Genomic DNA, 19,233 nt, shown 5'->3' with positions numbered 1-19,233 from the left:
GCGCTTCACACCCCGCCGGCCGGGATGCCAGCCAGCAGCGCCGCGTTGCCGCCCGCGGCGGCGGTGTTGATGGTGAGCGTCTGCTCGGCGCAGAAACGGTAGCGCTGACGCGGGTCGCTGGTATCGGCAGCCGTCACGATCGGCAAGATCGCGCCAGACCGGCGCGCCAGCCGGCGCCAGGCCGCACGCGCCGCCTCGTCCGAGGCCACCCACACACCCGCGATGCCGGGCTGCTCCAGCAAGGGCTGCGCGGCCGACGCCGGCAGCAGCTTCAGCACGTCGCGCACACCTTCCGCGTGGGCCCAGGTCTGCTGCAGCGCCGGCCAGTCGGCGGCCTGCGTCAGCACCAGCGCATTGCCGGTCACCAGCGCACTGGCCACGGCGCTGGCCATGTCGGCCGCCGAAGCGCCATCGGACAGCAACACGAAGATGCCGCGCGCATGCAGGCGCAGCTCGTTGCTCTCGCCCGTGGGGCCGGGCAGCTCGCGATCGGCCAGTGCCGCTTCAGCGCCATCGAGCGCGCGTGCCCAGGCCTGCGCGGCGGTGTCCGGCAGCGAACGGGTCAGCGCCTGCAGGCAGGCAAGGCGTTGCGCCACGCCGCGTTCGGCCCAACCGGCCTGCGCGCTGGCCAGCGCGGCGAGTTCGGCATCCAAGGCCGGCACGTCGCTGCGGGAGGGGACGGCCGCGCCCCGGGACACGGGCCGCGTGCTGCGCGCTGCCGGCGCGACGAAGCGCCACAAATAGTGCGGCCCGCCCGCCTTGGGGCCGGTGCCGGACAGGCCTTCGCCGCCAAACGGCTGCACGCCCACCACCGCGCCGATCATGTTGCGGTTGACGTACACGTTGCCGATGCGCGCGCGGTCGGCCAGGCGGCGCGCACGCGAATCGATGCGGGTCTGGACACCGAAGGTGAGGCCATAACCCAGCGCATTGATCTCGTCGACCACCGCGTCCACCTCGCCACCCCAGCGCACCACGTGCAGCACCGGGCCGAAGATCTCCTGCCGCAGGTCGGCGGCGCGCTGCAGCTCGAAGGCTACCGGCGCCACCAGGCGAGGCACGGTGGAGTCCACCCACGTTTCGCCCAGCAGCCGCGCTTCTCGCTTCAGGCGCTGCACCTGCGCGCCGATGTTCTGGAAGGCCTCGTCGTCGATCACCGGGCCCACGTCGGTTTCGTAGCGCGCGGGGTCGCCCACCACCAGCTCGGCCATGGCGCCACGCAACATCTCGATCACGCCCTCGGCAATGCTCTCGTGCACGCACAGCAGGCGCAAGGCACTGCAGCGCTGGCCGGCGGAGCGGAAGGCGCTGAGCACCACCGAGTCGACCACCTGCTCCGGCAGCGCGGTGGAGTCCACGAGCATCGCGTTGAGGCCACCGGTCTCCGCAATCAGCGGCACCATCGGTCCGTCCTTGGCCGCGAGGGAGCGGTTGATGATCTGCGCCACCTGGGTGGAGCCGGTGAAACACACGCCCGCGGTGTGCACATGCGCCACCAGCGCCGCACCCACCGTCTCGCCCGGGCCGTGCAGCAGCTGCAGGGCATCGGGCGGCACACCGGCGTCGTGCAGCAGCGCCACCATGGCCTGCGCCACCGCGGGGGTCTGCTCGGCCGGCTTGGCCGCGACGGTGTTGCCCGCCACCAGCGCGGCCACCACCTGGCCCGCGAAGATGGCGAGCGGGAAGTTCCACGGGCTGATGCACACGAAGACACCTCGGCCGCGTTCGGCGCCCAGGTGCTGCTGCGCTTCGACCGCGTAATAACGCAGGAAGTCGACCGCCTCGCGCACCTCGGCCACGCAGTCGCCCAGCGTCTTGTGCGCCTCTTTCACCAGCAGGCCGCAGAACTCCGGCAGGCGCGCGTCCAGCGCGTCCGCGGCACGCTGCAGGATGGCGGCACGCTCACCCACCGGGCGTGCATTCCAGGCAGTGAAGCCGGCGTGCAGCCGCGCCATGGTGGCCTCCACATCGGCCGCCTGCGCCTCGACCACCGGCGGCACCACAGTGGCCGCCACCGCGGCCTGCAGCGGCTCGCGTTGCGCGATCACCGCCAGGTCCGCGCCGGTGGAATTGCGCCGGGCGGCACCGTACAGCGCCACCGGCAACGGCTGCGACGGCTGCGGCTGCACACCGAGCAGCGGCGAGGCCAGCAGCTCCTGCGGGCTCACCTGCTCGTCGGCCAGCTGGTGCACGAAGGACGAGTTCGCGCCGTTCTCCAGCAGACGGCGCACCAGGTAGGCCAGCAGGTCGCGGTGCTCGCCCACGGGCGCATACACGCGGCAGGCGATCGCCGGGTTCTTCAGCACCTCGCGGTAGATGCCTTCGCCCATGCCGTGCAGGCGCTGCATCTCGAAGGGTGCGTCCGCCGCCTGCGCCATCTGCAGGATGGCGGCGATGGTGCCGGCGTTGTGGGTCGCGAACTGCGGATAGATCACGTCCTTGTGCGCCAGCAGCGCCCGCGCTGCCGCCAGGTAGGCGATGTCGGTGTGCTGCTTGTGCGTGAACACCGGGTAGCCCGGCAGGCCAAGTTCCTGCGCGCGCTTGATCTCGCCGTCCCAGTACGCCCCCTTGACCAGGCGCACCATGAAACGCAGGCCATGGCTGCGCGCGATGCGGGCCACTTCGTCCACCACCGCGAGCACGCGGGTCTGGTAGGCCTGCACCGCCAGGCCGAAGCCGCGCCATTGCGGGAACGCGGTGGCGATGCGCTCGCTGAGCGAGTCCAGCACGTCGAGCGACAGCTCCAGCCGGTCGCTTTCTTCCGCGTCGATCGTGAGGTTGAGGTTCGCCTTGGCCGCCAGCTCGATCAGCGACCACACCCGCGGCAGCAGCACCGCGAACACCCGATCGCGCTGCGCGTCCTCGTAGCGGCAGAACAGGGCCGAGAGCTTGATGGAGATGCCGTCCGCGCCCTCGGGCGACGGGGCCACGCGGCCGGCCGCGATGGACTCGATCGCATGGCGGTAAGCCGCGAGATAACGCTCGGCGTCGTGTTCGGTGCGGGCGCCTTCGCCCAGCATGTCGTAGGAAAAACGCAGGCTGCCAGCGGCTGCCTTGCGCTGGCCCGAGGCCTCGTCCATTGCCTCGCCGATGGAGCGGCCCAGCACGAACTGCCGCCCCAGCAGCTGGATGGCGCGCACGGTGGCGCCCACCACCGTCTTCGCGCCCAGCCGGCTCAGCAGGCCGGACTGGCCTTGTGCATCGGGCAGGAACCTCTTCGACAGCGCAATGGCACTGGCCGACAGGCTGGCCAGCATCTTGTGCGGCCCTTCGCTGCCACCATCGAACTGGGCCTTGCCCAGCTGGTCGGCGGTGAGCGCCACCGCGGTTTCCGCATCGGGCACGCGCAGCAGCGCTTCGGCCAGCCGCATCAGCGCCAGGCCTTCGGCACTGGAGATCGGGTACTCGCGCAGCAGCGATTCCATCGCCCAGAACGGCGCCGGCTTATCGCGCACCGCCTGCACCCAGGGCGTGGCGGCGCGCACCGCCGCCGGCCAGTCCAGCTGCGCCCGCACCGATTGCAGCGCCTGCTGCACCACGTCCAGCTCCGGCCGGTAGGGGAACGGAAGGCGGGCGCGCTGCGGCGGCGCGGGGAAGGGGGCGGTGGTGGCGGGGCTCATGACGCGGCTCCGTGGTTCAGATGATCGTGCAGCATAGGCGCCCTTCTTCAGCAATAGATTCGGAGTTTTTCGAAAGGCCATGGATAATTCGTCGCCATGGACGCCCAAGACCCCAACCTTTCTGCGGCCCGCGGCCCGGAGCGCCCCGGCGAGCGCGGCATCGACAAGATCGACGCCCGCATCCTGCGCGTGCTGCAAAAGGACGGGCGCATCTCCAACCTGAAGCTCGCCGAAACCGTGCACCTGTCACCCACCGCGGTGCTGGAGCGGGTGAAGCGGCTCACGCGGGAGGGCTACATCCTGGGGTACGAGGCGCGGCTCAACCCATCCAAGCTGGGCGCGGGCATGCTCGTGTTCATCGAGGTGCTGCTGGACCGCACCGCGCCCGACGTGATGGACACCTTCAAGGCCGCCGTGCAGGCACGCCCCGAGATCCTGGAATGCCACCTGGTGGCCGGCGGATTCGACTACCTGATCAAGACCCGGGTGGCCGACATGGGCGCCTACCGGGAGATGATCGCCTCGGTGATCTGGAGCCTGCCGGGCGTGCGCGAGACCCGCACCTACACGGTGATGGAAGAGGTGAAAAACACCACCGTGCTGCCGCTGTAGCAGCGGCGCTCGCGGTGCAAGCTGGCGAAATCGGAATCATCTCCGCCGCCGGCACCCCAACTCGGTGACAAGCCCGGGGCCGGCTGCGGCACCGTTGCGGCATGCACCCCGTGGATGCCATCGACGCGAAGATCCTGCGCCTGCTGCAGGACGATGGGCGGCTGTCGAACCTGAAACTCGCGCAGGCGGTGGGCTTGTCACCGGCGGCCGTGCACGACCGCATGCAGCGCCTGCTGCGCGAGGGCTACATCGTGGGCTACGAGGCGGTGCTCAACCCCGGCCTGCTGAACGCGGGACTGCTGGTGTTTGCCGAGGTGCAGCTCACCACGGCCGGGGTGGAGGTGAACGCAGCCTTCAAGGCGGCCGTGCAGGCGCGGCCCGAGATCCTGGAATGCCATGAAGTGGCCGGCGGCTTCGACTACCTGATCAAGACCCGCGTGGCCGACATGGTGGCCTACCGTGACCTGGTGGCCTCGGTGGTGTGGGCCCTGCCGGGTGTGCGCAGCATCCGCACCTACGCGGTGGTGGAAGAGGTGAAGAGCACCGCCAAGATCCCGTTGTAGGGCGGTGCTTCACGGCCCGGCGGCCGAGGCCGCCACCGCCTGGGCGGTGGCCGTGGCCAGCTCGATGTTCACCCGGTGCTGGCGGCTCCACTCCTCGATCGGCGTGCCGCTGGCCAGCACCAGCGCCCGCGCGGCCTGCAGTTCCCCACCCTGGCCCAGGCGCTGCATCCAGCCCTGCAGGCGGTCCACGCTTTCACAGCTGAGGTCCAGGGCGGCGGCCTGGAAGCGGCTGGCATCGCTGAGCGCATCCCGCTCGTGCTGCAGCGCGCGCAGGCGCTGCTCCGGCCAGTGCAGCTGATGCGCCAGCGCAGCGGCCACCGCGAGGTCCAGCACGCTGGAGCCGCGGTAGGCCAGGGTGTCGGCCAGCGCCGCGCACACGGTCTGGCGGCCGGGCTGCTCCAACGCGTCGCCAGCGCAGTAGCGATAGGCCTGGTCGGCCGGCGGCAGGCTCCAGGCCGCCTGCACGCTCCAGCTGGCGGACAAGGCCAGCGTGAGGCCAAGAGAATGGGGCTGGCCACCGAGGGCCCGCTCCACCAGGCGCGGCAGCAACCCCGCCGGCATCTCGCTGCGGCGGGCCAGCGCCGCCCGGTACATGGCTTCGGCTTCCGCGCTGCCCTGCTGCTGCTCATGCGCCTCGGCCGCCAGCTCCAGCCAGGGGACCGCGTTGTCCGGGTCCAGGCGCGCCCATTGGGCCCGGTTGAGCAACTGGCAGGCGCCGGCTTCGTCGGCCCGCAGGGCACGGCAGCCTTCGATCGCCATCGCGTACACCGCGGCGTCCCGCGTGCCGGCGGCCAGGCGCGCGAGGCGATCGATGCGCTGCACCGCCTCACCCTCGCGCGAGCGTGCGCCTATGAGCAGGGCGGCCGCGCGCACCTGCTCGTCCGGGCTGGCCAGCATCTGCGCGTCGGCCCAGTCCAGCGCGGCTCGGCGCAGGCCGGCGGGGATGTGCTGCACCCCGAAGGGGTCGTCATCGGCCAGGGCGACCGAGCCGAAGCCGCAGACCTGCGCATCCGGCGAGGCGCTGAGGCCGACCGGCACCACCGCGCCGGGCGGATCACGCCGAGGCGAGGCAGGCACAGGGGGTCGAGCGGGCGCCGCAACTGGCTGGGGCTGCGGCACCACGCGCACCACCGGGCTTGCGGGCCGCATGCCGGGCACACTGGCCCGCTGCAGCGGCAGCGGCCAGGCCACGGCAAGCAGCACAGCCGCGCCCACCAGCGCCCGAAAGCGCCGCCGGCGAAAAGCGTTTGCCGTGGGGTGTGCAGCCATCGGACCCTCGACGGGTCAATGGGCCATTGTTCGCCAAAAGCCGGCGCAGCGCTGCAACAAAAAAGGGTGCCTCGCGGCACCCTTCGAATCGGTCGGCGCGAGCCGTTGGATCAGTTCAGCGGAACCTTCTTGCCGTCCTTGTACGAGTACAGGGTCATGGCGGGGTTCTTGAGTTCGCCATTCGGCTCGAAAGCCACCTTGGCGGTCACGCCCTGGAAGTCGCTCTTGGCCAGGAACGGCAGGTAGACCTTCGGGTCGGCGGAGCCGGCCTTTTGCATGGCGTCAGCCAGCACCATGGTGGCGTCATAGGTGTAGGGCGAGTACACCTGGAACTGGCCCGGGTACTTGGCGTCGTAGCGGGTCTTCCAGGTCTTGCCGCCGGGCATCTTCTCCAGCGAGGAGCCGCCTTCGGCGCACACCACGTTGCCCAGGGTCTTGGCGCCACCGCTCAGTTCAGCCAGCTTGGCCGTGCAGATGCCGTCGCCGCCGAAGAACTTGACGTTGGCCAGGCCCAGTTGCTCCATCTGGCGCAGCATCGGGCCGGCTTGCGGGTCCATGCCGCCGTAGAAGATGCCGTCCGGCGCCTTGCTCTTGATGGCCGTCAGGATGGCCATGAAGTCGGTGGCCTTGTCGGTGGTGAACTGCTCGTCCACGATCTGGATGCCCTTGCTGGCAGCCGTCTTCTTGAACACCTCGGCCACACCCTGGCCGTAGGCGGTGCGGTCGTCGATGACGGCGATCTTCTTGAGCTTGAGGTTGTTGGCCGCGTGCAGCGCCAGGCCAGCGCCCAGGGCGTTGTCATTGGCCAGCAGGCGGAAGGTGGTCTTGTAGCCCGGCTCGGTGAGCTTGGGGTTGGTGGCCGACGGCGTGATCATCGGGATGCCGCAGTCGTTGTAGATCTTCGAGGCGGGGATGGTGGTGCCGGAGTTCAGGTGGCCCACCACGCCGTTGACCTTGGCGTCGCACAGCTTCTGCGCGGCGGCGGTGCCTTGCTTGGGGTCGGCCGCGTCGTCTTCGGCGACCAGCTCGAACTTCACCTTCTTGCCGCCGATGGTCACGCCCTTGGCGTTGAGGTCCTCGACCGCCATGCGGGCGCCGTTTTCGTTGTCCTTGCCGTAGTGGGCCTGGGCGCCGGAGACCGGACCGACGTGGCCGATCTTGACGACCATTTCCTGGGCGCTCACCGCGCCGGCGAACAGTGCGGCTGCGGCCAGCACCGTGGTCTTGAGTGCGAATGTCATGTTGTCTCCTGGAGTGATGGTCCGCCGCGAACACGGCAGGCGCCGCATTGTGGACGAACAGCGCGCAGTGTTGGACACAAGCGGGCCGCCCGCACTCCGATTTGCAGCCCTCGGGCCGTGGATTCTTCGCTTCCGCAGCCCGCAAAGCGCGAATTCAACGGCCGGGCCCGCAACACGGCGGTCAGGCTTCGTTCAGCGCCGGATGGCCGCGCAGGCGCGCGGCCGCGAAGTCGATGAAGGCGCGGACCTTGGCCGCGGCCTTGCGGCCTTCCGGGTACACCAGGTGCACCGGCACCGGCGGCGGTTCAAAGGGCTGAAGCACGTAGCGCAGGCGGCCGGCTGCCACGTGGTCGCGCACCTGGTAGGACAGCACCCGCGCGAGCCCGTGGCCCGCCAGCGCGGCTTCGATCGCCACATCCACGGAGTTCAGCCGCAGGGGCATCTGCGGCTGGGCGGTTTCCCGCACCACCCGGTCGTCCGGTGCGGCAAACGTCCAGCGTGTGAAGCTGCCGCCGGAGCCACCGAAGCCCACGCCCTGGTGCTGCGGCAGCTCAGCGGGCGACGCCGGCGCGCCATGGCGCGCCAGGTAGTCCGGCGACGCCACCACCACGCGGCGCACCGTGCCCAGCCGGGCGGCGGTGAACGAGGAATCCGGCAGGCTGGCGATGCGCACCGCCACGTCGAAGCCTTCTTCCATCAGGTGCACCACGCGGTCCACGAACATCACCCGCGCCTGCACCTTGGGATGTTCGGCCAGGAACGCCAGCAGCGTGGGGGCCACATGCAGGCGGCCGAACATCACCGGCGCCGTGATGGCCAGCTCGCCCTGGGGTTCGATGTGGGCGCCGCGCGCGGAGGCTTCGGCTTCCGCCAGCTCGCCGAGGATGCGGCGCGCGTCCTGCACGAAGCGCTCCCCCACCTCGGTGAGCCGCACCATGCGGGTGGTGCGGTGCAGCAGGCGTGCACCCAGGTGGCGCTCCAGCCCGGCGATCGCCCTTGTCACCGCCGGTGGCGACACCCGCAACAGGCGAGCCGCTGGCGCAAACCCGCCGGCCTCGGCCACGGCCACGAACACGCGCAATTGATCCAGATCTGCCATTCCGCCTAGCGTAATGCTGAAGTTCGGATCGCGGTGATTCTGCTTTCACTTTGGAATGCCTATCGTCCACCCGTCGGCAAACACGCCCTGGAGGACCTGATGACCATTCGCCTGTACCGCTTCGCCCTGTCCGGCCACGCCCACCGTGCCCAACTCATGCTGTCGCTGCTCGGGCTGCCCTTCGAGACCGTGGAGGTCGACCTGGTGACCGGCGCGCACAAGACGCCGGAGTTCCTGGCCCGCAACCCGTTCGGCCAGGTGCCGGTGCTGGAAGACGGCGAGCACACCATTGCCGACAGCAACGCCATCCTGGTGTACCTGGCGTTGCGCTATGGCGACGGGCGCTGGCTGCCCGGCGACCCGCTGCGCGCCGCGGCCGTGCAACGCTGGCTCAGCGTGTCGGCCAGCCAGCTGGTGAACGGCCCCGGCATGGCGCGCGTGGAGGTGCTGTTCAAGCGGCCGCGCGACCCGCAGCGGCTCCAGGCAGCCACCCGGCTGTTCGAACTGATGGACAAGCACCTCGCGGCCCAGCCGTTCCTGGCCGGCGACACGCCCACCATTGCCGACATCGCCATGTACACCTACAGCGCCCATGCGCCCGAAGGTGGTGTGTCGCTGCAGCCGTATCCGCAGCTGCGCACCTGGCTCGCCCGCATCGAGGCCCTGCCCGGCTTTGTCGGCATGCAGCGGCTGCCCGACGCGCCTGCGCTCACCGCCTGAAGGGGGCCCTCGATGTCGGAGCTTCCTGGCTGGCCGCACGCCGCACCGCCCTTCCACCCGGGTGAGCAGGCCCAGCAGGCCCGCGCCGGCGTGCGGGAGCGCATGGCGGCGGTGGGGTACAAGGTGGTGCGGACGCAGATGCCGGAGCAGCACCGCGAGCTGTTCGAGAAGCTGCCGTTCATGCTGCTGGGCGCGCTGGATGCGCAACGCCGGCCCTGGGCCAGCGTGCTGGTGGGCGAACCCGGTTTCGTGCACACACCCGATGCGGCCACCCTTGCCATCGCGGCCCGGCCGCTGGTGCCCGCCTCGCTTGAGCTGCCGCTGCACGCGGGTGCGGCCGTCGGGCTGCTGGGGATCGAGCCGGCCACCCGGCGGCGCAACCGGCTCAACGGGGTGCTGGGCGCCGCGGATGCCGGCCACCTGCAGGTGCACGTGCGCCAGAGCTTCGGCAATTGCCCGAAGTACATCCAGGCACGCGATCTTCGCCCGGTGCCGGCTACGCCTGCCCAGCCGGTGGCGTTCACCCAGGCGTTGCCGCCGGATGCGGCGCAGTGCATCGCGCAGGCGGACACCTTCTTCATCGCGACGGCCTCACCGGACGCCGGGCTGCCGCAGCAAGCCGCTCACGGCGGCGTGGACGTGTCGCACCGCGGCGGCAAGCCGGGCTTCGTGCATGTGCAGCAGGTCGGCGGCCGCACGGTGCTGACGGCGCCCGACTTCATCGGCAACTTCTTCTTCAACACGCTCGGCAACATCGCGGCCAACCCGCTGGCCGGCCTGCTCTTCATCGACTGGACACGTGGCGACCTGCTGATGCTGACGGCCCAGGCCGAGGTGCTGTGGGACGGCCCGGAGCTGCACTCGTTTGCGGGTGCACAGCGGCTGTTGCGCCTGCGTGTGGACGAGGGCCATTGGTGGCCCGGCGCCTGGCCGCTGCGCGCCAGCGAGGTGGACTACGCGCCCCAGCTGGCCGCCACCGGCACCTGGGACGACAGCGCCGCCGCAGCGCCGCGATAACGGGCCGCCGAGCCGAGCCCCGCGCGGCGCAGCGCGGCGTTGAGGTGGCTCAGGTGCGCATAACCCGCCTGGGTGGCCACCTGCTGCAACGAAAGGCGGCCGGCCGCCAGCAGCTCGCGCGCATGCGCCAGCCGGCGCTGCATCACCCAGGCATGCGGCGTCATGCCGAAGCTGAGCTTGAACATGCGCACGAAGTGGAATTCGGACAGGCAGGCCGCATCGGCCAGCTCGCGCAGGGTGAGTTCCGCGCCGCGCGCGTCCTCCACCCGCTGCAGCACGCGCCGGCGCGCCAGCGGCGACAAGCCGCCGCGCACTTGCGGCGCCGCACGGCGCGTGCCGCTGTGCTGGAGCAGCAGGCGCGCCTGCATCTGCAAGCTCAGCTGCTGCAGCTGCAGGCCGCCATCGGTGTCGTTCCAATCCAGCGCGGCGGCACGGCGGCCCAGCGCTGACAGCACCGGATCCTGGAAGTAGATGCGGTCCTGCAGCGTGGCCCAGCGCGGGTCCAGGTCGAACCAGCGTTCGGCCGCTTCGGCCAGCGGCAGGCGCGGCAGGTACAGGTGCAGCAGCTGCAGCGAGCCGCGGACGTCCCAGCGCGACACATGGTCGGCCGGCATGCAGCACAGGCTGTCGGGCGCACCGCGCGCCTGCGGCTCGTCCAGGCAACGCACCGCCTCGCCGCCTTGCAGGTACAGCGACAAGGTGTGGTGGCCGGGCTGGTGGTAGGCGGCTTCGGTGTCCGCATTGCGCCACTGCACCAGCCAGGCGCCTTCGGTACCGACGGCGGCCGCACGCAGCCGCGTCGCGCGCGAGCGCAGCAGTTCGTCGTGGACACCGAGTCCGGCCGGGGTGGGGCTCGCCATGGCAGGAGCTTACGCGCGCCCCGTCGGCTGCGTGCGCCGCGCACTCGCAAATGCGCAGCTTCTTGCCACGTTCACACCGGGTGGCGCGCCAGACTGCACGCATGAGCTCCACCGCCCTGTTGTACCTGGCCACCGTGCTGATCTGGGGCACCACCTGGATCGCGCTGAAGCTGCAGATCGGCATCGTGCCCATCCCCTGGTCCATCGCCTACCGGTTCTGGCTCGCCGCCGCCGTGCTGATGCTCTGGCTGGCCTGGCGCCGCCAATGGCGGCTGCCGCCACGCAGCGTGTGGCCGCTGCTGCTGTGCCAGGGCCTGTGCCTGTTCTGCCTGAACTTCATGTGTTTCCTCCACGCCAGCCGCTGGATTGCCAGCGGGCTGGTGGCGGTGTGCTTTTCCACCGCGCCGCTGTGGAACGCGCTCAATGGCCGCCTGTTTCACGGCCGGCCGCTCGCACGCCAGGTGCTGCTGGGCGGCTGCCTGGGCTTGGGCGGTCTGCTGCTGCTGTTCGGCAGCGAAGCGATCAAGAGCATGGGCCGGCCGGACACTTTGTGGGGCCTGGGGCTGGCACTGGCCGGCACCTACTGCTTCTCTCTCGGCAACCTGCTCTCGGGCGCGATGCAGCGCCAGGGCCAGACGCCGTTGCAGACCAATGCCTGGGCGATGACCATCGGGGCCAGCGCGATTGCGCTGTATGCACTGGCGAGCGGACAACCGATGGCTTTCGATCCGTCGTTCACCTACATCGGCGCCTGGCTGTACCTTGCCATCCCCGGCTCGGTGATCGGCTTCACCACCTACCTCACGCTGGTGGGCCGGCTGGGCGCGGACAAGGCGGCCTATTGCACCGTGTTGTTCCCGGTGGTTGCGCTCAACGTGTCGGCCTGGGTCGAGGGTTATCAGTGGACAGCCGCGGCGCTGCTCGGCCTGGCCCTGGTGCTGGCCGGCAATGTGGTGGTGTTCTGGCGCGGCCCGCTGCCACGCCGCCTGGCGTTCAAGGCGCGTTGAAGGCCGCGGCGGGAGGCCGGCCGCCGAAGATCGCCGTGCCCACGCGCACGAGGGTGGCGCCTTCCGCGACGGCCGCTTCGAGGTCCGCGCTCATGCCCATCGACAAGGTGTCCAGCGCCAGGCCATCACGCTGCAGGCGGGCGAGCAGCTCGCACAAGGCGCGGTGCGGCGCACGCTGCGCGTCGAAGTCGGCGGTCGGCTCCGGAATGGCCATCAGCCCACGCAGCTGAACTCGCGGCAAGGCCGCCACCGCATGCGCCACCTCGGCCACCTCGGCCGGTGCGAGGCCGCTCTTGCTGGCCTCGCCGCTGATGTTGACCTGCAGGCACAGCTGCAGCGGCGGCAGGTGCGCGGGGCGCTGGTCCGACAGGCGCTGCGCCACCTTCAGCCGGTCCACCGAGTGCACCCAGTCGAAGGCTTCGGCCACCACGCGGGTCTTGTTGCTCTGAAGTGGCCCGATCAAATGCCACTCCAGTTGCGATCGCAGGTCAGCCAGCGCGCTTATCTTCTCGAGTGCTTCCTGCACGTAGTTTTCGCCGAAGCGGCGCTGGCCCGCGGCAAAGGCCTCGCGCACCGCGTCGGCATCGAAAGTTTTGCTTACAGCCAGCAGCGTGACCGTTTGCACGGGCCGCTGCACCACGGCGCATGCATTGGCAATGCGCTGCTGCACTTGTTGTAAGTTCTGCAAGATGCTCGCCATAATCCTTCGAGCTTAAATCTCCCCCAATGGACATCACCCAACTGCTGGCCTTTTCCGTCAAGAACAAGGCCTCGGACCTGCACTTGTCTGCAGGCCTGCCACCGATGATCCGGGTGCACGGGGACGTGCGCCGCATCAATGTCGAAGCCCTCGAGCACAAGCAAGTGCACGACATGGTCTACGACATCATGAACGACCAGCAGCGCAAGATCTACGAAGACACGCTGGAGTGCGACTTCTCCTTCGAGATCCAGGGCCTGGCGCGCTTTCGCGTCAACGCGTTCAACCAGAACCGCGGCGCGGGCGCCGTGTTCCGCACCATCCCGAGCAAGATCCTCACGCTGGAGCAGCTGAACACGCCCAAGGTGTTTGCCGAGCTGGCGCTCAAGCCACGCGGCCTGGTGCTGGTGACCGGCCCCACGGGTTCGGGCAAGAGCACCACCTTGGCCGCGATGGTGAACCACCTGAACGAAAACGAGTACGGCCACGTGCTGACGGTGGAAGACCCGATCGAGTTCGTGCATGAATCCAAGAAGTGCCTGGTCAACCAGCGCGAGGTGGGCCCGCACACGCTGGGCTTCAACAACGCGTTGCGCTCGGCCTTGCGCGAGGACCCGGACGCCATCCTCGTGGGCGAGCTGCGCGACCTGGAAACCATCCGCCTCGCGCTCACCGCGGCCGAAACCGGCCACATGGTGTTCGGCACCCTGCACACGTCCAGCGCCGCCAAGACGGTGGACCGCATCGTCGACGTGTTCCCCGCGGCCGAGAAGGAGATGGTGCGCTCCATGCTGTCGGAGTCGCTGATCGCGGTGATCTCGCAGACGCTGTGCAAGCTGAAGGACGGCTCCGGCCGCGTGGCCGCGCACGAGATCATGCTGGGCACCTCGGCCATCAAGAACCTGATCCGCGAGAACAAGATCGCGCAGATGTACTCGTCCATCCAGACGGGCCAGAACCTGGGCATGCAGACGCTGGACCAGAACCTGGCGGACCTGGTGCGCCGCAACGTCATTTCCCCCGCGGAAGCGCGCGGCAAGGCGAAGTTCCCCGAGAACTTCCCCGGCTAGACCATGGCTCCCCCCCTACGGCCTGACGGCCGCCCCCTCAGGGGGCGACACCAGCGGCCCGGCGAAGCCGGATCCGCGGTGTCCCGCTTGGCTTTCACCGCGGCATGCCATCCTTGCCGCGCTCACTCCATTGGAAGGAGTCGCTGAATGGAACGCGACCAGGCCTCGAAATTCATCAACGACCTGCTGCGCCTGATGGTGTCGCGCAACGGCTCCGACCTCTTCCTCACGGCCGAATTCCCGCCCGCGATCAAGGTGGACGGCAAGGTTACCAAGGTCTCGCCGCAGCCGCTGACCGGGCAGCACACGCTGGCGCTCGCGCGCTCGGTGATGAACGACAAGCAGGCGGCCGAATTCGAGCGCACCAAGGAGTGCAACTTCGCGGTGTCGCCGCAAGGCATCGGGCGCTTCCGCGTCAACGCCTTCATGCAGCAGGGCAACGTGGGCCTGGTGATGCGGACGATTCCGCAGACGCTGCCCACCATCGACAGCCTGAACCTGCCGCGCGTGCTGAAGGACGTGGCGATGACCAAGCGCGGGCTGGTCATCTTTGTGGGCGCCACCGGCTCGGGCAAGAGCACCTCGCTGGCCGCGATGGTGGACTACCGCAACGAGAACTCCTACGGCCACATCATCACGATCGAGGACCCGGTGGAGTTCGTGCATCCGCACAAGAACTGCATCGTCACCCAGCGCGAGGTGGGCATCGACACCGATGGCTGGGAGCAGGCGCTGAAGAACACGCTGCGCCAGGCACCCGACGTCATCCTGATGGGCGAGATCCGCGACCGCGAGACCATGGAACATGCGGTGGCCTTTGCCGAGACCGGCCACCTCTGCATGGCCACCTTGCACGCCAACTCGGCCAACCAGGCGCTGGACCGCATCATCAACTTCTTCCCCGAAGAGCGACGCGCGCAGCTGCTGATGGACCTGAGCCTGAACCTGAAGTCGCTGGTGTCGCAGCGCCTGCTGCCCCGCGAGGAAGGCAAGGGCCGGGTGGCCGCGGTGGAGATCCTGCTCAACACGCCGCTGATCTCCGACATGATCTTCAAGGGCGAGGTGGGCGAGATCAAGGAGCTGATGAAACGCTCGCGCGAGCTCGGCATGCAGACCTTCGACCAGGCGCTGTTCGAGCTGTACGAGAACCGCATGGTCAGCTACGAGGATGCCCTGCGCAACGCCGACTCGGTGAACGACCTGCGCCTGCAGATCAAGCTCAACAGCCAGCGCGCCCGCAACTCGGACCTCGCCGCCGGTACCGAGCATCTCACTATTGTGTGAACCCCCGGCCGCCTGGCGGCCACCCCCCATGGGGGTTCGAGCCCGGGCCGGGCAACCCGTCCCGGGCTCGCTCGTTTTCCACCGTCGCTCCCCTGGCCGCGTTGCGGCCTGTCCCCGGGGGACAAACATGCGTGCCCTGCAAGGTTGCTGAACGGGGGCGCTTGCTTTCATCGCGGCCTACACTCTGCCGAACCTGTTTTGCGTGGAGTGCAAATGAAGACCTACGAACCGACGGTGCCGCGGAAGGTGGCTTTCCTTGGCCTGGGCGTGATGGGCTATCCCATGGCGGGGCACCTGGCTCGTGCGGGGCACCAGGTGGCGGTCTACAACCGCACCGCGGCCAAGGCGCAGGCCTGGTGCGCGGAGTTCGGATGCGGACACGCTCCGGCGCCGCGCGAGGCGGCGGAAGGCGCGGACATCGTGTTCGCATGCGTGGGCAATGACGACGACCTGCGCGCGGTGACGCTGGGTGATGCAGGCGCGTTTGCCGGCATGCCGGCCGGCGCCATCTTCGTGGACCACACCACCACGTCCGCCGAAGTGGCGCGCGAGCTCAACGCCGCGGCGCGCGAGCGCGGGCTGCACTTCATCGATGCGCCGGTGTCCGGTGGTCAGGCCGGTGCGGTCAACGGTGCGCTCACCGTGATGTGCGGCGGCGACGAACAGCCTTTCGAAGCGATGAAGCCGGTGGCAATGGCCTATGCGCGCGCGGTCACCCGGGTGGGCGAGGGCGGGGCCGGCCAACTCGCCAAGATGGTGAACCAGATCTGCATCGCCGGCCTGGTGCAGGGCCTGTCCGAGGCCATTGCCTTCGGCCAGAAGGCCGGCCTGGACATGAAGCTGGTGCTGGACGTGATCGGCAAGGGCGCGGCGCAGAGCTGGCAGATGGACAACCGCGGCAAGACCATGGTCGACGGCCAGTTCGAGTTCGGCTTCGCGGTCGACTGGATGCGCAAGGACCTCGGCCTGCTGCTCGACGAGGCGCGCCGCAACGGCGCCCGGCTGCCGGTGACGGCGCTGGTCGACCAGTTCTATGCCGAGGTGCAGGCGATGGGTGGCAACCGCTGGGACACGTCCAGCCTGATCCGCCGCCTGAGTTGAACTTGGTAGGACCTGTGCGCCGCCAACGCAAGCTGCGTTGCAGCGGATAGGTTCCTAAGGCTGCTTGGGGGCGGAGGCCGGGGCCGTCGCGCCGGTGGCGAGCTCCGCCTCGCTCACCACCTCGAACACCCGCACCACCTTCTGCACGCCGCTGATGCCGGCCGCCAGGTCGGCAGCTCGAGCCGCCTCGCGCTCGGTGACACGGCCCATCAGGTACACCACGCCGCGCTCGGTGACCACCTTGATCGCGTGTGTCTGAAGATCCTTCGCATCCACGTAGGTCGCCTTCACCTTGCTGGTGAGGATGGCGTCGTTGGAGCGCGAGGTGAGCGAGGCGTTGCCGGCGATCGCGAGCTCGTTGACGGTGGAACGCACGTTCTCGATGCCCTGCACCACCTTCTCCACCGCTGCACGGTCGGCCTCGGTGGGCACCTCGCCGGTGATCAGCACCTGGCGGCTGTAGCTGGTGATGTTGACATGGCCCTTGTCGCCCAGCAGGTTGCCCACTCGCTGTCCGGCCTTGAGCTCGATGGCCTGGTCTTCCACCTGCGTGCCGGAGGTGCGGCGGTCGGTGGCCACCAGGGCGCCGCCCACGGCCGCGCCGCCCAGCAGCAGCGGCGCACACGCTGACAGCAGCAGGGTGGAGGCGGTGGCGCCCAGCACGATGGCGCTGCGCAGAGAGTTCTTCATGGTCATGCGTTGTCCTGTTCACCCAACAATTGCAGGTCCACGGCATCGCAGATGCAGTGCAGCGCCAGGCTGTGGACCTCCTGGATGCGCACCGCCCGCTCGTGCGGCACGCAGATGTGCACGTCGGTCTCGGCCAGGCGTGCGCCCAGCAGCCCGCCGCCGTTGCCGGTGAATGCAATCACCGTCATGTCCTGTTCGTGTGCCGCGTCCACCGCGGTGAGCAGCGTGGGCGAGCCGCCCTGGTGGCTGAGCACCAGCAGCAGGTCGCCCGGGTTGCCGAGCGCACGCACCTGCTTGGCAAAGATCTGGGCGTAGTCGCCCTCGTCGGCCACGCTGGTGAGCACCGCGCTGTCGGCGCTGAGCGCCAGCGCCGCCAGGCCGGGACGCTCACGCTCGAAGCGGCCCATGAACTGCGCCGCGACATGCTGGGCTTGGGCAGCGGAAGCGCCGGTGCCGCACAACAGCAGCTTGCCACCGGCCGTGATGCAGCCCAGCACCGCCTGAGCCGCATCCGCGATCGGGCGGGTCAGCGCCTCGGCGGCCTGGTATTTGAGATCGGCGCTGTCGAAAAACTGCTGCTGTATGCGCTGTTCGAGCATGGGAGCCGATGATAACTGCGCAGTTCTGCACGAACGGCGCGCGCAGCCGGCTCAGGCGGGTGCATCGAAGGCGGCCTGCAGCCACTGCACCGTGTCGCCGTCGATCGCCACCACGTCGAAACGGCAGGGTGGCATGTTGGCCAGGCGCTGCAGGAAGTGCTGCGCCGCGTAGACGATGCGCCGTTGCTTCAGGCCGGTGACGCTGGCCGCCGCGCCGCCATGCGAATCGCCACGGCGCGCACGCACTTCCACGAACACCAGCGTGCCGTCGGCGGCCTTCATGATGAGATCCACTTCACCGCCGCGCGCATGCGGGCCGCGGGCCACCCGATAATTGCGCCGCACCAGCGCCAGGCCCTGGCGCAGCAGGTGCCGCAAGGCCAGTTCCTCGGCCTCGTCGCCCCGCCCCTTGGTGCTCTGATCGCGCAGGCCCACCTTGAACATTCCCACCCCGTTGCTGTTGCAGGCCGCCCAGGCGGCGGCTGGCGGCCAGCAGTATCCGACAGCGGCGCTCTACCTGGTCGCCACGCCGATCGGCAACCTGGCCGACCTGAGCCTGCGCGCCATCCACACCCTGGCGCTGGTGGATGCGGTGGCCTGCGAGGACACGCGGGTCACCGCCGGGCTGCTGCGCCACCTGGGCCTGGACAAGCCGCTGCTGGCGGTGCACGAACACAATGAGGCCGAGGCCGCGCCCCAGGTGCTGGCGCGACTGGCGCGCGGCGAGCGGGTGGCCTATGCCAGCGACGCCGGCACGCCGGCGATCAGCGATCCGGGCGCCCGCCTGGTGCAGACGGTGCGTGCGGCCGGCCACCGCGTGGTGCCCTTGCCTGGTGCGAGCAGCGTGGTGACCGCCCTCAGCGCCGCGGGCGACGTGGCCGCCGCCAGCTTCCGTTTTGTCGGCTTCCTGCCGCCCAAGGGTGCCGAACGCCAGGCGGCGCTGCAGGCGCTGGTGGCCGAGCCGGGCAGCACGGTGCTCTTCGAAGCGCCTCATCGCATCGAGGCGCTGCTGCGGGAACTGGCTGCGAACATGCCGGAGCGTGCGCTCACTGTCTGTCGGGAGATTACCAAACAGTTCGAGGAGATCGCCACCATGCAAGCGGGCGGCGCGCCGGCGTGGCTGGGCGCCGACGCCAACCGGTCGCGCGGCGAGTTCGTGCTGGTGCTGCATGCGCCGCCCGTTGCGGCCAGGGCGGCCGACGACGCCCTGCCGCCCGAAGCGGAACGGGCGCTCGCCGTGCTGCTTGGCGAGCTGCCGCTGAAGCAGGCGGTCAGCCTGGCGGCCGGGCTGACCGGCGCGCCGCGCAACGCGCTCTATCAGCGGGCTTTGGCGCTGCGCCAGTCGTCTGCCGACAGTTAGCGCTCGCTTTACTGACCACTGGCCTGCTTGTCGTGCGCCTGGGCGCCGATGTGGCGGCTGGTGCGGCGCTCGGCGTGGCGGATGCGCTTGCGCTCCTGCGAGGTGACGGTGCCGTCGGCCTTGGCCTTGTCTTCGACGTTGCTGACGTGCTCCTCGCGCTTTTGCAGGTGGGCCGCTTCCTTCTCGGTGATGGCACCGGATGCCTGCCCCTTCTCGATGCGCTTTTGCTGTGCCGCCTGGCGCTTGTCGATGTGCGGCGTGGACGCGGCAGCAGCGGGTGCGGTTTGCGCCATGCTGCCCAGCGACACCAATGACAGGGCGAGGGCGGCGACGAGGGATTTGCTCATGCGGTTCTCCTTGGGGTTGTTGTGCGCACAACATCACGCCCGTGCTCAACGCAGGCCGGGCGATGCGCGCACAC

Annotated in this window: 19 protein-coding genes; 9 read left to right on the top strand and 10 right to left on the bottom strand. The window is 69.7% G+C overall.

Annotated features, from left to right (window positions below):
- Positions 1-5 precede the first annotated feature (5 nt).
- Positions 6-3,620: an L-glutamate gamma-semialdehyde dehydrogenase gene (locus VPH43_RS17270; RefSeq protein WP_442909309.1), complete on the bottom strand. Its 3,615-nt coding sequence runs from the start codon at positions 3,618-3,620 to the stop codon at positions 6-8.
- A gap of 96 nt (positions 3,621-3,716) precedes the next feature.
- Between VPH43_RS17270 and VPH43_RS17265 the strand changes: the two genes are divergently transcribed.
- A complete protein-coding gene (locus tag VPH43_RS17265) occupies positions 3,717-4,232 on the top strand; it encodes an Lrp/AsnC ligand binding domain-containing protein (protein WP_328578966.1) in 516 nt (171 codons plus the stop codon).
- A gap of 101 nt (positions 4,233-4,333) precedes the next feature.
- Complete coding sequence (locus tag VPH43_RS17260; RefSeq protein ID WP_328578965.1) at positions 4,334-4,795, top strand: Lrp/AsnC ligand binding domain-containing protein; 462 nt, start codon at positions 4,334-4,336, stop codon at positions 4,793-4,795.
- 9 nt (positions 4,796-4,804) lie between these two features.
- On the opposite strand, the gene VPH43_RS17255 is transcribed toward VPH43_RS17260, so the two are convergent.
- The 3 genes from VPH43_RS17255 to VPH43_RS17245 all read right to left on the bottom strand — a co-directional run bounded on the left by VPH43_RS17255 (position 4,805) and on the right by VPH43_RS17245 (position 8,404).
- Positions 4,805-5,872 (bottom strand): hypothetical protein, encoded by a 1,068-nt coding sequence (locus VPH43_RS17255; protein ID WP_328578964.1) that lies wholly within the window; start codon positions 5,870-5,872, stop codon positions 4,805-4,807.
- Between the two features lie 302 nt (positions 5,873-6,174).
- Positions 6,175-7,305, bottom strand: coding sequence for a branched-chain amino acid ABC transporter substrate-binding protein (locus tag VPH43_RS17250; protein ID WP_328578963.1), 1,131 nt, complete (start codon positions 7,303-7,305; stop codon positions 6,175-6,177).
- A gap of 181 nt (positions 7,306-7,486) precedes the next feature.
- Positions 7,487-8,404, bottom strand: a complete 918-nt coding sequence (locus VPH43_RS17245) for a LysR family transcriptional regulator (RefSeq protein ID WP_328578962.1) — start codon at positions 8,402-8,404, stop codon at positions 7,487-7,489.
- Between the two features lie 99 nt (positions 8,405-8,503).
- On the opposite strand from VPH43_RS17245, the gene VPH43_RS17240 reads away from it, so the two are divergent.
- Both VPH43_RS17240 and VPH43_RS17235 read left to right on the top strand, forming a co-directional pair.
- On the top strand, positions 8,504-9,124 hold the full coding sequence (locus tag VPH43_RS17240; RefSeq protein ID WP_328578961.1) for a glutathione S-transferase family protein: 621 nt from the start codon (positions 8,504-8,506) through the stop codon (positions 9,122-9,124).
- Positions 9,125-9,136: 12 nt separating this feature from the next.
- Positions 9,137-10,141 (top strand): pyridoxamine 5'-phosphate oxidase family protein, encoded by a 1,005-nt coding sequence (locus VPH43_RS17235; protein WP_328578960.1) that lies wholly within the window; start codon positions 9,137-9,139, stop codon positions 10,139-10,141.
- Here the strand turns inward: VPH43_RS17235 and VPH43_RS17230 are convergent.
- Entirely contained in the window at positions 10,078-11,001 is a 924-nt protein-coding gene (locus VPH43_RS17230) for a helix-turn-helix transcriptional regulator (protein WP_328578959.1), read from the bottom strand. The genes VPH43_RS17235 and VPH43_RS17230 overlap by 64 nt on opposite strands.
- Positions 11,002-11,102: 101 nt before the next feature.
- Here VPH43_RS17230 and VPH43_RS17225 point away from each other — a divergent pair, with 101 nt between their 5' ends.
- Positions 11,103-12,008: a DMT family transporter gene (locus VPH43_RS17225; RefSeq protein WP_328578958.1), complete on the top strand. Its 906-nt coding sequence runs from the start codon at positions 11,103-11,105 to the stop codon at positions 12,006-12,008.
- Here VPH43_RS17225 and VPH43_RS17220 read toward each other — a convergent pair.
- The gene (locus VPH43_RS17220) at positions 11,995-12,708 is read right to left on the bottom strand and encodes a YggS family pyridoxal phosphate-dependent enzyme (protein WP_328578957.1); all 714 of its coding nucleotides are present in this window, start codon (positions 12,706-12,708) and stop codon (positions 11,995-11,997) included. The two genes, VPH43_RS17225 and VPH43_RS17220, sit on opposite strands and share 14 nt — an antisense overlap.
- Before the next feature lie 26 nt (positions 12,709-12,734).
- On the opposite strand from VPH43_RS17220, the gene VPH43_RS17215 reads away from it, so the two are divergent.
- The 3 genes from VPH43_RS17215 to VPH43_RS17205 all read left to right on the top strand — a co-directional run bounded on the left by VPH43_RS17215 (position 12,735) and on the right by VPH43_RS17205 (position 16,163).
- Positions 12,735-13,778, top strand: coding sequence for a type IV pilus twitching motility protein PilT (locus VPH43_RS17215; RefSeq protein WP_328578956.1), 1,044 nt, complete (start codon positions 12,735-12,737; stop codon positions 13,776-13,778).
- 147 nt (positions 13,779-13,925) lie between these two features.
- Positions 13,926-15,062, top strand: a complete 1,137-nt coding sequence (locus VPH43_RS17210; RefSeq protein ID WP_328578955.1) for a PilT/PilU family type 4a pilus ATPase — start codon at positions 13,926-13,928, stop codon at positions 15,060-15,062.
- A 213-nt stretch (positions 15,063-15,275) separates the two neighbouring features.
- Complete coding sequence (locus tag VPH43_RS17205) at positions 15,276-16,163, top strand: NAD(P)-dependent oxidoreductase (RefSeq protein ID WP_328578954.1); 888 nt, start codon at positions 15,276-15,278, stop codon at positions 16,161-16,163.
- A gap of 54 nt (positions 16,164-16,217) precedes the next feature.
- Here the strand turns inward: VPH43_RS17205 and VPH43_RS17200 are convergent, their stop codons facing one another.
- The 3 genes from VPH43_RS17200 to VPH43_RS17190 are packed head-to-tail and all read right to left on the bottom strand — an operon-like array spanning position 16,218 to position 17,896.
- Positions 16,218-16,859, bottom strand: a complete 642-nt coding sequence (locus VPH43_RS17200; protein WP_442909308.1) for a BON domain-containing protein — start codon at positions 16,857-16,859, stop codon at positions 16,218-16,220.
- Positions 16,856-17,452: an SIS domain-containing protein gene (locus VPH43_RS17195; protein WP_328578953.1), complete on the bottom strand. Its 597-nt coding sequence runs from the start codon at positions 17,450-17,452 to the stop codon at positions 16,856-16,858. Before VPH43_RS17195 ends, VPH43_RS17200 begins: the two co-directional genes overlap by 4 nt.
- Positions 17,453-17,503: 51 nt before the next feature.
- Positions 17,504-17,896 carry a YraN family protein gene (locus VPH43_RS17190; RefSeq protein WP_328578952.1) on the bottom strand — a complete coding sequence of 131 codons (393 nt, stop codon included), beginning with the start codon at positions 17,894-17,896 and terminating at the stop codon, positions 17,504-17,506.
- Here VPH43_RS17190 and rsmI point away from each other — a divergent pair.
- Complete coding sequence (gene rsmI, locus VPH43_RS17185) at positions 17,889-18,812, top strand: 16S rRNA (cytidine(1402)-2'-O)-methyltransferase (protein WP_328578951.1); 924 nt, start codon at positions 17,889-17,891, stop codon at positions 18,810-18,812. The two genes, VPH43_RS17190 and rsmI, sit on opposite strands and share 8 nt — an antisense overlap.
- A gap of 8 nt (positions 18,813-18,820) precedes the next feature.
- Here rsmI and VPH43_RS17180 read toward each other — a convergent pair whose 3' ends face one another.
- Positions 18,821-19,159: a hypothetical protein gene (locus VPH43_RS17180; RefSeq protein ID WP_328578950.1), complete on the bottom strand. Its 339-nt coding sequence runs from the start codon at positions 19,157-19,159 to the stop codon at positions 18,821-18,823.
- Between the last annotated feature and the right edge of the window lie 74 nt (positions 19,160-19,233).

The organism is Ideonella sp. BN130291, from assembly GCF_036231905.1.
In the GTDB taxonomy this organism is placed as follows: Bacteria; Pseudomonadota; Gammaproteobacteria; order Burkholderiales; family Burkholderiaceae_C; genus CAMLIZ01.
Note: the sequence above shows the minus strand (reverse complement) of the source record. Positions and strands in the feature narration are given on the sequence as shown.